Below are 13,408 nucleotides of genomic sequence, written 5' to 3'. Positions count from 1 at the left end.
CGGTCGCTCATCGGCCACCGACCACCATTGACCTATATACCCAGAACGGTCGTTTACCTATAATCCGGGCCTATGCGGACACGACTGGGCGCGATTGCGGTCCTGGCAGCCTTCCTTCTCCCCGTTCCGGGTGCCCTTGCCCAGACGGTCGGCGACCGCGCCGGGACGACCACATCCCTCTCCAGCTCGCTCGGACCCGGCGACGTTCTCGTGCCTGGTCAATCCCTCCTGTCCTCCGACGGCTCCTACCGGCTGGCCTTCCTACCGGACGGCGATCTCGTCCTGTACCGCAACTTCGCTCCCTATTGGGGAGCCGAGGAAGTCTGGTCGGCGGGTACCGGCGGCTCGGGAGGCGACCGCCTCGTCATGCAGCACAACGGTGACCTCGTCATGTACCAGGCGCTCCGGTTCGGAAGGGGGCCGGTCTGGCACTCAGGGACGGCCGGTTTCAAAGGCGCCGAACTGGCCCTGCCCGAGGAGGGTGGAGCAACCATCCGCCTCAACGATGCGGATCTGCTCTGGTCGGCCGGGCTGAGGGCTCCCGATGTGGGTCTCGGCGGCCGCAAGCACCTGGTTTACGACCGGCGTGGCGCGAAGATGATGCTCTGGCTGGTCGAAGCCGATGGCGCCGTGGCCGACTCCTACCCGGTGAGCGGCAGATTTCGCTCTCCACCGGCCGGGCGGTACGAGATATTCTCCAAGTCTCCCACTGCACGAGGGATTGGCTGTTGTTCGATGGAGCACATGGTCCGCTTCGCCTGGAGCTCAAAGGGAAACCGGATCGGCTTCCATTCCATTCCACTCTATGACAATGGCTTACCCATGCAGACCGTTGGGCAACTTGGCCAAGCGTTGTCGGGAGGTTGTGTCCGCCAGCGGAACGACAAGGCGGAGGCCCTCTACGAGTGGGCACCGATCGGCATGCCGGTGGTCGTGCTGGGTTGAGGCCTCGCCTCCTTGGACGGCGCCCACCGCAACGCTATGGCCTGATCGATGGCCGGGAGCGCCGCTGCGGGGTTCCGGTCCGGGCGGTCTCTCGGTAACGTGGACTGCATGAAAGTCACTCCGAGCCCGGCCGAGTTCCGCCGGCTGGCCGAGCACGCTTCGGTGGTCCCGGTCAGGATCGCCCTGCTGTCCGATCGGGAGACTCCGGTCAGCGCCTTCGGCAAGCTGGTCGGCGATGCGCCCGGCTTCCTCCTCGAGTCCCTCGAGGGAGGGGAGCGCTGGGCGCACTGGTCGTTCCTCGGGTGGGACCCGGTCTTCACCCTCACCAGCCGCGACGGGGTCTGCCATGTCGACGATGACCGGGTCCGGATGCCGGACGGAGATCCCCTGACGGTCCTCGAAGGGCTGCTCGCCCGCTACGCCACCGACCCGATGGACGACCTGCCACCCCTGCACTCCGGGGCGGTCGGATACCTATCCTATGACGCGGTCCGGTACATCGAGCGGCTCCCCGACCGGCCTCCTGACGACCGCGGCCTGCCCGAGATGATGTGGCAGTTCGTGGGGAGCCTGGCGGCGCTCGACCATCCCCGCCAGACCCTGCACCTGGTTCGCAATGTCTTCATCGATCTCGAGGACGACCTCGACGCTGCGTACGGCGATGCGGTGGCCCGGCTCCACGACGCCGCGGAGCGCCTCGGTACGGCCCTTCGTTACCGCCCGGCCGCCCGGCCCGACCGCACTGCCCGTCCCGACCTGCCGATCGGCTCCACGCTGGACCGCGAGGACTTCGAGCAGGCCGTCCTCGAGGTCAAGGACTACATCCGGCAGGGCGACGCCTACCAGGTGGTGCTGAGCCGCCGTATTGCAGCGCCCTTCGAGGGCGACCCGTTCGGCCTCTACCGCGCCCTGCGGCTCATCAACCCCTCGCCATTCCTCTTCTACTTGAGGCACCCGGAGGTCACCGTGGTGGGCGCGTCGCCGGAGCTGATGATCCGGGTCAGGGACGGCACCGTGTTCTCGCGCCCCATCGCCGGCACCCGGAGGCGGGGCGTGTCCGAGGAGGAAGACCTGGCGTTGGAGAAGGAGATGCTGGCCGATCCGAAGGAGCGGGCCGAACACGTCATGCTCATCGACCTCGCGCGCAACGATCTGGGCCGGGTATGCGACTACGGCACGGTGACCGTTGACGACCTGATGGTGGTGGAGCGTTACTCGCACGTCATGCACCTGGTGTCGGGCGTGTCGGGGCGGCTCCGTGACGGGCTGGGTTCGGTCGACGTGGTCCGGGCGGTGTTTCCCCATGGCACCGTGTCGGGGGCGCCCAAGGTACGGGCCATGGAGATCATCGATGAGATGGAGCCGGTGGCCCGCGGCCCCTATGCCGGCGCCGCCGGGTACATGGACTTCAGCGGCAACGTGGACACCGCCATCTGCCTGCGGACCGTCGTGGTGGCAGACGGCACCGCCTGGGTTCAGGTGGGCGCCGGACTGGTGGCGGACTCCGACCCGGCGGCGGAGTTCCAGGAGACCGAGGACAAGGCGGCCGCGGCGCTGGCGGCCGTGGCGGGGGCCGAGTTGCTGTGACCATCCTGAGCGGCGAGTCCGGCGACTTCAGGGCCGGGTATGCCCATGCCCGCAGAGTTGCGGGATTCGCGGCGGACACACTCGGCCTGTTCTGGGCGGTCGGGCCGGATGCGGTCTCCTACCTGCAAGGCATCCTCAGCCAGGACATAGAGGGGCTCGCCCCCGGTCAGGTGGCCAGGTCGTTCCTTCTGGAACCCCGCGGGAAGCTGGACGCCCTGCTCTGGGTCCTGCGCGACGTGGACCGGGTGGGGATCATCACCGCCGCGGCCCGCCAGGCGGCGGTCATCGCCTCGCTCTCGCGCTGGCGCCTGCGCGTCGATGTCGAGTTCGGCCCGGACGACCGGCGGGTCCACGACGTCTGGGGGCCCGCCGCCCGTATCCCCGCGGCGCCGGGCGGTTGGCGGGATGAGGACGGGGTGCTGGCCGCGGAACTGCGCGAGGGGCCGGTGCGGCGGCGCCTGGTCGCCGGTCTGGACCGGCAGGCGCTCGAGAAGTTCGGCGCCGTCCCGATCAGCGAAAGAGTCGTCGACGCGTTCCGGATCGAGGCCGGAGAACCCAGGATGGGCGTCGACGTGGACGGGAAGACCATACCGCAGGAGACCGGCCTGGTTCCGGAGGCGGTCTCGTTCACGAAGGGGTGCTTCCTCGGGCAGGAGTTGGTGGCCCGCATCGACAGCCGGGGCCGGGTCAACCGCCATCTACGGGGGATAAGGATGCTCGGACCGGCCGTCCCGCCGGTGGGGGCCGGGCTCTCTTTCGAGGGGAAGGCGGTGGGGAAACTCACCACGGTGGGGGAGAGTCCCGCACTGCACTCCCCGGTCGCACTGGCTCTGGTCCGCCGCGAAGCCCTACCGGGAAGCCGGATCACCGTGGCTTGGGAGGGCGCCGAGATCGACGCTGAAGTACACGGTCTTCCGATGACCGCGCCGCCCGGATGAGGTTCCGGCCAGCCTGAACCTCAGCGCCGGCTGATAGCGTCCGAGCGCGGGGTGTGCCTTGACAGGCCATGGCCGCGAGTAGCCTTCGCCCCCATGCTGGACAAGGTTCTTGCCTCGGTCCGCCGCCGCCTGCCCGAGGTGAGGGCGCGCCAGGATCAATTGCATGAAGCGGTGGCGCGCCTGCCGCCGCCGCGGGACTTCACCGGCGCCCTGGCCGGCCCGGGCCTGTCGGTCATCGCCGAGTTCAAGCGGGCCTCCCCATCTAAGGGGGTGATCAATGCCGGGATGGATCCCTCCGAGCGGGCCGCGGCCTTCGAGTCGGGCGGGGCATCTGCCATGTCCGTCCTGACCGAGCCGGATCACTTCATGGGCAGCTCCGAGGATCTCCGGGCGGCCCGGTCCGCCACTTCGCTGCCCGCGCTACGGAAGGACTTCACGCTCGACACCGCCCACGTCTGGGAGGCCAGGGCCATGGGCGCCGATGCCGTGCTGCTAATCGTGGCGATCCTCGACGATGCTCTCCTCGCCCGGCTGCTGGGCGCCGCCGAGGAGGCGGGGCTGGCGGCCCTGGTGGAGGTCCACAGCCGGGAGGAGGCGAGCCGGGCACTGGAGGCGGGCGCCACCGTCATCGGGGTCAACAACCGGGACCTGCGGACCTTCGACGTTGATCTGGCCACATCGGAGCGGATCGCACCGCTGCTGGAAGGCGTCGACATACGGATAGCCGAGAGCGGTGTGAAGGGCCCGGCGGACGCCGCCCGGCTGAGAGCAGCGGGCTACGACGCGCTGCTGGTGGGGGAGTACCTGTCGAGGTCGGCGGATCCGGCCCACGCCATCTGCGGGCTCAGGGGGCTGGCATGACCTGGGTGAAGGTCTGCGGGATGCGCACCGCCCACGACGTGGAGGCGGCGGCCGCAGCCGGCGCCGATGCTCTGGGGCTGAATCTCATCCAGGGCACCCCCCGGTATGTGCACGTGGATGCCGCCGCCCGCCTGGCCGCCCTGTCGCGGGTGCCCGCGTTGATACTCACCGTCGATGCCCGTCCCCACGAACTCGTGGAACTCCTGGGCCGGGTGGGCGCGGCCGGCGTGCAGCCCTATGGTGATCACGCGCCCGAGGCCGCTCGGGCCGCGGCCGCCGCGGGGGCCTTCGTGCTCCTGCCCCACCGGATGCGAGGTCCGGTGGACCTCGGGACCATCCCTGCCGGACACACCGCCCTCCTGGACGGCTACTCGCCGCATGGCCTCGGCGGGACCGGCCGCCAGGTCGCCCCGGAGTGGCTCCCGCCGCCGGGCAGCCGCTACGTCCTGGCGGGCGGTCTGGACCCCTCGAACGTGGCCGATGCGGTGTCGCGCCACCGTCCATGGGGTGTAGACGCCTCGTCCGGCCTAGAGTCAGCGCCTGGAGTGAAGGATCCCGCCAGGATCCGCAGCTTTGTCAGGAACGCCAAGCGGGTGGAGGAGAGTCGATGATGGTCGCTGCCGGGACAGGTCGCGGCCCGCGGCTGGAGCGGCCGGACGAACGGGGCAGGTTCGGCGAGTACGGCGGGATGTTCGCACCCGAGACCCTCATGCCGGCCCTCGAGCAGCTGGCCGCCGGCTTCGCAGAGGCGTGGGTAGACCCGGGCTTCACCAGCGAGTTCCATCACCTCTTGGCCACCTACACGGGCCGGCCCACCCCGCTCCAGAGCGCGGACCACCTGTCCCGCGAGATCGGGGTGCGCGTCCTCCTCAAGCGGGAGGACCTGGCCCACACCGGCGCCCACAAGATCAACAACGCCCTGGGCCAGGCGCTGCTCACCACCCGCATGGGCAAGTCCCGGCTGATCGCCGAGACCGGCGCCGGCCAGCACGGGGTCGCCACCGCCACCGCAGCCGCCTACGCCGGCCTGGAGTGCCTGGTCTACATGGGCGAGAAGGACATCGAACGCCAGGCCCTCAACGTGCAGAGGATGCGCATGCTCGGGACCGACGTGGTCCCGGTCACCTCGGGGGCCGGAACCCTGAAGGACGCCGTGAACGAGGCCATGCGTGACTGGGTGCGCACCGTGGAGACCACTCATTACATAATCGGTTCGGTCGTGGGACCGCATCCGTTCCCGTGGATCGTCCGGGAGTTCCAGAAGGTGATCGGGGAGGAGAGCATCGCCCAGCTCGAAGGGGAGACGCCCGACGTGGTGGTCGCCTGCGTGGGCGGAGGGTCCAACGCCATCGGCATGTTCTATCCGTTCGCCGGTCGGGAGGGGGTGGAGCTCGTCGGCGTGGAGGCGGCGGGTCACGGGATCGAGACCGGCCGGCACGGCGCGTCGATCGGGGCCGGTTCACCTGGCATCCTCCACGGCGCCCGCACCTACATGCTCCAGGACGACGAGGGCCAGGTACTGGAGGCCCATTCCATCTCGGCGGGCCTCGACTACCCCGGGGTCGGTCCGGAGCACGCCTACTACGCGGACACCGGCCTGGCCCGCTACGTGTCCATAACGGACGAGGAGGCCCTGGGTGGGGTCGACCTGCTCTCCCGCGCCGAGGGGATCATCCCCGCCCTCGAGTCGGCCCATGCAATTGCCTGGGTGGCCAGGGAGGCGGATGCGTTGCGGGACCGCACGGTCCTGATCAACCTCTCGGGGCGCGGCGACAAGGACGTCGAGATGATCGCCTCCAAGATCGGGATGAGGTGATCCGATGAGCCGCGAGAGCCTCGACAGGCTGTTCGCCGACGTGCGGCGGGAGGGTCGCACCGCCTTCCTGCCCTTCATGACCGCCGGACTGCCCAGCCCGGGAGAGACGGTCGAGACGTTCGTAGCGATGGCGGAAGCCGGGGCTGATGCCTTCGAGGTCGGCATCCCGTACAGCGACCCGCTCATGGACGGACCCACCATCCAGGTGGCGAGCCAGCGGGCGATCGAGCAGGGCATGACGCTCGGTGGTGGGTTCGAGGTCCTCCGCCGGGTAGTGGAGGCCACGGGCCGGCCCTCGCTGGCGATGTCCTATGCCAACCCGGTGTTCCGGGTCGGCCCGCACGAGTTCGCCCGCCGAGCCGCCGACGCAGGAGCCGCGGGCCTGATCGTGGCCGACCTCCCCCTCGAGGAGGCCGGGCCGGTGATCGAGGCCACCGAGGGAGCGGGGATCGGCCTGGTGCTGTTCGCCGCGCCCACCACCCATGACGAGCGCCTCGCCAGGATCGCCGCCCGCGACCCGGTGTTCATCTACGGCGTGGCAGCGATGGGGGTGACCGGGGAGCGGGAGGATGTGTCGGACGTCCCCCGCCGTCTGGCAGCGCGGATCAGGGCGGTGACCGGGACACCCCTGGTGATGGGAGTGGGCATAGGGACACCCGAGCAGGCGGCCGCCCTGGCGCCCTACGTGGACGGCATCATCGTCGGGTCCGCCCTGGTGCGCAGGGCGCTGGTATCGGACGACCCTATTCCGGAAATCGCCACCGCTACCCGCGCCCTGGCCGGCGCCCTCTCCTAGCTGGTTGCGAGCTAGGAAGTAGAGACTAGGAAGACATCCTCATCACCGAGATGAAGGCCTCGGGCGGGACGTCGACGCGGCCGATCGCCTTCATACGTCGCTTGCCCGCCTTCTGGCGCTCCAGCAGCTTGCGCTTGCGGGTCACATCTCCGCCGTAGAGCTTGGCGGTGACGTCCTTGCGGTAGGCCTTCACCGTCTCCCGGGCGATGATCCGGCTGCCGATCGCGGCCTGGATGGGGACGTCGTACTGCTGGCGGGGGATCAGCTCCCTGAGCTTCTCGGTCATCCGGCGCCCGTAGGGATAGGAGGCCTCCCGGTGGACGATGGCGCTGAAGGCGTCGACCGGGTCGTGATGCAGCAGGATGTCCACCTTCACGAGGTCGGCGTCCTCGTACCCGTCGGGCTCGTAGTCGAGGCTGGCGTAACCCCGGGTCCGGCTCTTCAGCTGGTCGTAGAAGTCGGTCACCACCTCGGCCAGCGGGACGCGGTAACGCAATTCCACCCGCTCGGGAGACAGGTACTCCATCCCCTTGATGCGCCCGCGGCGGCCCTGGCAGAGGTCCATCAGGCGTCCCGTGTAGCGGGCCGGGCTGATGATGCTGGCCGCCAGGATCGGCTCGGAGATGGCCACCACCTCTCCTGCGGGGGGCATCTTGGCGGGGTTGTCGACCGGTAGCTCGTCCCCGGCCGCAGTCCGCACCCGGTACTCCACCGACGGCTTCGTGGCGATGATGTCGAGGGCGAACTCGCGCTCGAGGCGTTGGGTGATGATCTCCATGTGCAACAGGCCCAGGAAGCCGCACCGGTAGCCGAACCCGAGCGCCGTGGAGGTCTCCGGCTCATAACTGAAGCTGGAGTCGTTGAGGCGCAGCCGGTCGAGGGCGTCCCGCAGCTCGGGGTACTCGTCCCCATCCAGCGGGTAGAGCCCGCAGAACACCATGGGCTTGGGCTCGCGATAGCCCGGTAGGGGAGTGGCGGAGGGACGGTCGGCATCGGTAACGGTCTCGCCGGGCCGGGCCTCCGCCGTGTTCTTGACCCCCGATATCAGGTATCCCACCTCTCCGGGGCCCAGCTGCTCCACGGGCACGGCTGCCGGGGTGCGTACGCCGATCTCCTGGACGGTGTAGACGGCGCCGGTCTGCATGAAACGCACCCGCGAGCCGGAGCGAAGCGTGCCCCGCACGATCCGGATCGAGCTGATGACCCCACGGTAGGTGTCGAAATGGGAGTCGAACACCAGGGCGGCCAACTCGGCATCGGGATCGTCCTCAGGGGGCGGCACGCGCCGGCAGATCGCGTCGAGGAGCGCGGTGACGCCCTCCCCGGTCTTGGCCGAGACCGCCAGCACCTCTTCGGCCGGGAATCCCAGCACCCGTTCGATCTCCTCGGCCACCCGGTCGGGGTCGGCGGCGGGCAGGTCCACTTTGTTGAGAACCGGCACCACGGCCAGATCGTGCTCCATAGCCAGGGTGCAGTTGGCCAGGGTCTGGGCCTCGATGCCCTGGGCGGCGTCCACCAGGAGGATCACCCCCTCGCAGGCCGCCAACGACCGGGACACCTCGTATCCGAAGTCGACATGGCCGGGCGTGTCGATCAGGTTGATCCTCCACGGACCGTACTCGAGTCGGACGCTCTGGAGTTTGATGGTGATACCGCGCTCTCGCTCCAGTTCCATGTTGTCGAGGTACTGGGCGCGCATGCGCCGGGCCTCGACGGCCCCGCATATCTCCAGGAATCGATCAGCCAGCGTCGACTTGCCGTGGTCGATGTGGGCGATGATCGCGACGTTGCGTATACGAGATTGATCCATGACCTGCGACGGTGCTCGAAGACGGATCGTGCGGGCATCGCGGGTTGGCGAACTCACCCGGTCCGGAAGCTGCAGGCTAGCGAGCGGACCCGGCCATGAGGAGGATACGATCCGCAAGGTAGGGCCGTCGGGGTAAGATCGTGCTCCCTCGCCGGGATGGCGGAATTGGTAGACGCGCCGGACTCAAAATCCGGTGCCCGCAAGGGCGTATGGGTTCGAGTCCCATTCCCGGTACCGGTCGGTTGCTGGTTGATATTGCTCGTTTACGTGTCGAGTCCTGAAGTTTGTGGACATCGGACTATCAACTACGGATTACGAACTACAGACTAAGGCTACGATCAGCGCATGCCCACCCTGGCCCTCGTGGATGGCCACAGCCTTGCCTACCGCGCCTTCTACGCCCTTCCCCCCGACCTCGCTACCAGCACCGGTCAGGTGACCAATGCCGCGTTCGGGTTCACGTCGATGCTGATCAAGCTGCTCGGCGAGCACCGCCCCGACGGCATGGCGGTGGCCTGGGACGTGGGGAGGTCCACCTTCCGCACCGAGCGCTACGCCGACTACAAGGCTCAGAGGGAGTCGACCCCGGACCTGTTCCGTAGCCAGCTCCCTCTGATCCGCGAAGTGCTGGATGCAATGGATATTCCCCAGATGGAACGCCCCGGTTTCGAGGCCGACGACGTGATCGCCTCGCTGGTGAAGAGAGCCACCGACCTCGGGTGGCAGGTGCTGGTGGTCACGGGCGACCGGGACAGCTTCCAACTGGTGTCCACGACCGTGCGGGTGGTCTATACCCTCCGGGGCATTTCCGACACCGTGGTGGTCGATCCGGAGTGGGTCGAGGGCAAGTACGGGGTACGGCCTGGGCAGTACCTGGACTACGCAGCCCTGCGGGGCGACACGTCTGACAACCTGCCCGGCGTCCCCGGGGTGGGGGAGAAGACCGCCGCCCGGCTCCTGTCGCAGTTCGACGATCTGGAGGGGGTCTTCTCGCATCTCGAGAGCTACCCCCCCAGGCTGCGGACCAACCTCACAACCCACCAGGACCAGGTTCTGCTGAACCGCGAACTGATGGCGCTGGTGGATGACCTGGATCTGGAGGTCGATGAGGACCGGCTCCGCCGGGGAGATCTGGATTGGCCGTCGATACGGGAGGTCTTCGACCGCTTGGAGTTCGCCACCCTATGGAAACGCCTATGGGATCAGGAGGGAGAGACCCCTCCGGCCGCGGACTCGACCATCGAGGTGGAGGTCCGGGTGGTCGGGTCGGCGACCGAGGTCTCCACGCTCGCAGGCGCGGCCGGTCTGGCTCTGGAACCCGTTCACGATTCGGGCGAGTTGGTCGGGCTGATGGCCGTTCCCCGCCTCGAAGATCCGGTGTCCGGCGGGTCTGGAGCCATGGCCGGGACCGCTTTCTACGTGCCGGTGTCGCTCCTGGGTCACCTGGCGCCCGCTCTGGCCGATCCCGACTTGCCCTACTCGGCCTACAAGTCGAAGGAGTTTGCACAGGAGATGCACCGGATCGGATACGAGCTCGAAGGGCTGGGCTTCGATCCTGAACTGGCGGGATACATCATCGGCCCGGCCGGTCGATCGGAGAAGCTGGAGGATCTGGCTTCCCGCTTCCTGGCGGTCGACCTGACCGCGACCGAGAGCGGCGGGGACGATGACGGGCAGGCTGCCTTCGACTTCGGGGGCGGACCGGACCTGGAGGCGGCCGGGGCCAGGGCGGTAGCGGTTCGGGCCCTGCAGGACGTTATGGAGGCGGAACTGGCGGACCGGGATCAGGTGACGCTGCTACGAGAGATGGAGCTTCCGCTGGTACGGGTGCTGGCCCGGATGGAGCAGCACGGGATCGGGGTCGACCGGGGCTACCTAGAGGAGATGGGCGCCGATCTCGGAGCCGACCTAGCCGGGCTGGAGACCGAGATATACGAGCAGGCCGGTCGGACCTTCAACATCAAGTCCAGCCAGCAGTTCGGAAAGGTGCTCTTCGGCGACCTCGGGCTACCCGTGGTCAAGAAGACCTCTCGGGGATCGCCCAGCACCGACGCGTCCGTGCTCCAGAAGCTCGAGGACGCCCACCCCATCGTCGGGCTCGTCCTTCGTTACCGGGAGGTGGAGAAGCTCCGGAGCACGTACGTCAATGGCTACCTGCCGCTGATCGGACCCGACCAGCGCATCCACGCCCGGTTCAACCAGACGGGTGCTTCCACCGGCCGGCTCTCCTCGGATCGGCCCAACCTCCAGAACATTCCGGTTCGCTCGGAGCTGGGCCGAACCATCCGCAGGGCTTTCGTGGCCGCGGAGGGCTTCCGGTTCGTGGTGGCCGACTACTCGCAGATAGAGCTCCGTATCCTGGCCCATCTCTCCAAGGATCCTGGTCTGCTGGGCGCCTTCAAGGCAGGCGCCGACATCCACACGGAGACGGCGGCCCGAGTGTTCGGGCTCACCGCCAACACGGTCACGGCCGATGCCAGGCGCCGGGCGAAGGCGGTCAACTTCGGCCTCCTCTACGGGATGGAGGCGTACGGACTCGCCGACCGGTTGAAGATCGGCCGGGCGGAAGCCCGGGAGCATATGGACACCTACTTCCGGCAGTTCCCCGACGTGCGCCAGTACCTCAGGGAGGTCGTTCAGAAGGCCCGCAGGGTCGGCTACACCACCACGCTCTTCGGGCGTCGCCGGTACCTTCCCGAGCTGTTGTCGGGCAACTGGCGGACCCGCCAGATGGGGGAGCGGATGGCTCTGAACGCACCCGTTCAGGGTTCTGCCGCCGATGTCATGAAGATGGCGATGATCGGACTCGACGGCCGCCTGGCGCCCGATGAGGCGCGCATGCTGCTTCAGATCCACGACGAGCTGGTCTTCGAGGTCCGGGAGGACGCCGTCGCGACCACCGTCCACCTCGTGCGCGAGATGATGGAGGGGGTGGTGGAATTGGACGTGCCGCTCACCGTCGACGTGGGCATCGGACCGGACCTGGCCTCCGTGAAGGGGTAGCGGACCACGTGGCGGCGGATACACTCATAGGATGCGTCTGCGTGGCCGGGCGGGGAGGTGTTATTCTTCGGCGCGTTCCGTCACCGGCAACGCTTGGCCGAGACGGTTTTCCTGCCCGGAGGTCCACTACCAACCACACCAGACCCGATCAGCTTTGCCGAGGCGTGATGCGTCCCGGCTCGTATTCAGTCCAGGACCTCCCGCAGAGAAATAGGAAAGATGGAAACTCCCGCCGATAAAACAGAAAACGCTCAAGACACCGGCCCTGCCACGCCGGAAGCAACCCCCAACACTCCGGTATCCCTCCCGCCCGTCGTCGTGCCGACCGAGATGGTCGAGAATCCTGATGACGACCACCCGGTCATGGGTCCGCCCGCCATCAAGGCTCGCAGTGTCAGCTCCCTACCGGACGACCTCGGCCCCGAGGACTTCGAAGCCGCCATCGCCGAGACTGTTCTGGAATTCAAAGAGGGCGACATCCTCGAAGGACACGTGGTCAGCATGGGCCAGGACGAAGTCCTCGTGGATATCGGCTACAAGTCCGAGGGCGTCGTTCCGCTCAAGGAACTATCGATCCGCAAGAACGTGACGCCCGACCAGATCGTCTCGATCGGTCAGAAGATCGAGGTGCTGGTAATCGACAAGGAGGACGAGCACGGCCGTCTGATCCTGTCCAAGAAGCGAGCCCTCTACGAGCGGGTCTGGGGCCAGATAGAAGCGGTCAAGGAGAACAAGGGCACCGTCCGGGGCACGGTGATCGAGGTGGTAAAGGGCGGATTGATCGTGGACATCGGACTACGGGGCTTCCTGCCCGCCTCGCTGGTCGATCTCCGCCGGGTTCGTGATCTCGATCCGTTCGTGGGCGAGGACATCGAGGCCAAGGTCATCGAGTTGGACCGTAACCGCAACAACGTGGTGCTGTCCCGGCGCGCCTACCTCGAAGAGGCCCAGGCCGAGCAGAGGGGCGCGTTCCTCAGCAACCTCACCGTGGGTGAGACCCGCACCGGCTCGGTCTCCTCGGTGGTGAACTTCGGGGCCTTCGTGGACCTCGGCGGCATGGACGGCCTGGTGCACGTCTCCGAGCTGAGCTGGAAGCACGTCAACCACCCTTCGGAGGTGGTCAAGGTCGGCCAGAAGGTGACCGTCAAGGTGCTGGAGATCGACCGCAACCGGGAACGGATATCCCTGTCCATCAAGCAGACCACCGCCGATCCCTGGCAGGCGTTCAGCCAGCAGCACGAGGTCGGGACCGTTCTCGACGGAGAGGTGATCAAGACGGTGCCCTTCGGAGCCTTCGTGGCGGTCGGGGACGGCGTCGAGGGTCTGGTGCACGTCTCGGAGATCGCTATGCACCGGGTCGAGTCCCCCGAACTGGAACTCTCCATCGGCCAGCGGGTCAAGGTCAAGCTGACCGAGATGGACGAGGGCCGCCGCCGGGTGAGTTTTTCCATCAAGCAGGCACTACCCGAGTTCAGCGCCCGCCAGTCGGGTCACCGTCCGCCCAGGCGCCGGCGCCCCGCCGTGTCCGAGTTCGAGCGAGCGGATACCAAGGAGGAGAAGCAGCCCTCCTTTGACGTGGACGCCTCCCTCGAAGCGATTCTCCAAGAACTGAAGGAGCGGGGGATCGGCCGCCGGTAACCAGGCGGGGCCGC

At 68.0% G+C, this 13,408-nt stretch carries 10 protein-coding genes and 1 tRNA gene; 10 read left to right on the top strand and 1 reads right to left on the bottom strand.

Annotated elements, in window-relative coordinates; translation table 11 throughout:
- The first annotated feature begins 72 nt into the window (after positions 1–72).
- From OXK16_01020 to trpA, 7 genes are all read left to right on the top strand, one after another.
- Positions 73–945, top strand: coding sequence for a L,D-transpeptidase family protein (locus OXK16_01020; GenBank protein ID MDE0374534.1), 873 nt, complete (start codon positions 73–75; stop codon positions 943–945).
- 108 nt (positions 946–1,053) lie between these two features.
- Positions 1,054–2,532 (top strand): anthranilate synthase component I, encoded by a 1,479-nt coding sequence (gene trpE / locus OXK16_01015; protein ID MDE0374533.1) that lies wholly within the window; start codon positions 1,054–1,056, stop codon positions 2,530–2,532.
- Positions 2,529–3,470 carry a hypothetical protein gene (locus tag OXK16_01010; protein MDE0374532.1) on the top strand — a complete coding sequence of 314 codons (942 nt, stop codon included), beginning with the start codon at positions 2,529–2,531 and terminating at the stop codon, positions 3,468–3,470. The genes trpE and OXK16_01010 overlap by 4 nt, the downstream gene beginning before the upstream one ends.
- 93 nt (positions 3,471–3,563) lie before the next feature.
- On the top strand, positions 3,564–4,331 hold the full coding sequence (trpC, locus tag OXK16_01005; protein ID MDE0374531.1) for an indole-3-glycerol phosphate synthase TrpC: 768 nt from the start codon (positions 3,564–3,566) through the stop codon (positions 4,329–4,331).
- Positions 4,328–4,942 (top strand): N-(5'-phosphoribosyl)anthranilate isomerase, encoded by a 615-nt coding sequence (locus tag OXK16_01000; GenBank protein MDE0374530.1) that lies wholly within the window; start codon positions 4,328–4,330, stop codon positions 4,940–4,942. The genes trpC and OXK16_01000 overlap by 4 nt, the downstream gene beginning before the upstream one ends.
- On the top strand, positions 4,942–6,147 hold the full coding sequence (gene trpB / locus OXK16_00995) for a tryptophan synthase subunit beta (protein MDE0374529.1): 1,206 nt from the start codon (positions 4,942–4,944) through the stop codon (positions 6,145–6,147). The genes OXK16_01000 and trpB overlap by 1 nt, the downstream gene beginning before the upstream one ends.
- A 4-nt stretch (positions 6,148–6,151) precedes the next feature.
- On the top strand, positions 6,152–6,943 hold the full coding sequence (gene trpA / locus OXK16_00990; GenBank protein MDE0374528.1) for a tryptophan synthase subunit alpha: 792 nt from the start codon (positions 6,152–6,154) through the stop codon (positions 6,941–6,943).
- Positions 6,944–6,968: 25 nt separating this feature from the next.
- On the opposite strand, the gene lepA is transcribed toward trpA, so the two are convergent.
- A complete protein-coding gene (gene lepA / locus OXK16_00985) occupies positions 6,969–8,753 on the bottom strand; it encodes a translation elongation factor 4 (GenBank protein ID MDE0374527.1) in 1,785 nt (594 codons plus the stop codon).
- 150 nt (positions 8,754–8,903) lie between these two features.
- Between lepA and OXK16_00980 the strand changes: the two genes are divergently transcribed.
- The 3 genes from OXK16_00980 (at position 8,904) to rpsA (ending at position 13,394) form a co-directional block, all read left to right on the top strand.
- A tRNA-Leu gene (locus OXK16_00980) sits at positions 8,904–8,987 on the top strand.
- 111 nt (positions 8,988–9,098) lie between these two features.
- A complete protein-coding gene (gene polA, locus OXK16_00975; GenBank protein ID MDE0374526.1) occupies positions 9,099–11,756 on the top strand; it encodes a DNA polymerase I in 2,658 nt (885 codons plus the stop codon).
- Between the two features lie 363 nt (positions 11,757–12,119).
- A complete protein-coding gene (gene rpsA / locus OXK16_00970) occupies positions 12,120–13,394 on the top strand; it encodes a 30S ribosomal protein S1 (GenBank protein MDE0374525.1) in 1,275 nt (424 codons plus the stop codon).
- Positions 13,395–13,408 lie beyond the last annotated feature (14 nt).

This window comes from bacterium (genome assembly GCA_028821235.1).
GTDB lineage: Bacteria > Actinomycetota > Acidimicrobiia > Spongiisociales > Spongiisociaceae > Spongiisocius.
This window is presented reverse-complemented; position numbering and strand designations above follow the sequence as displayed.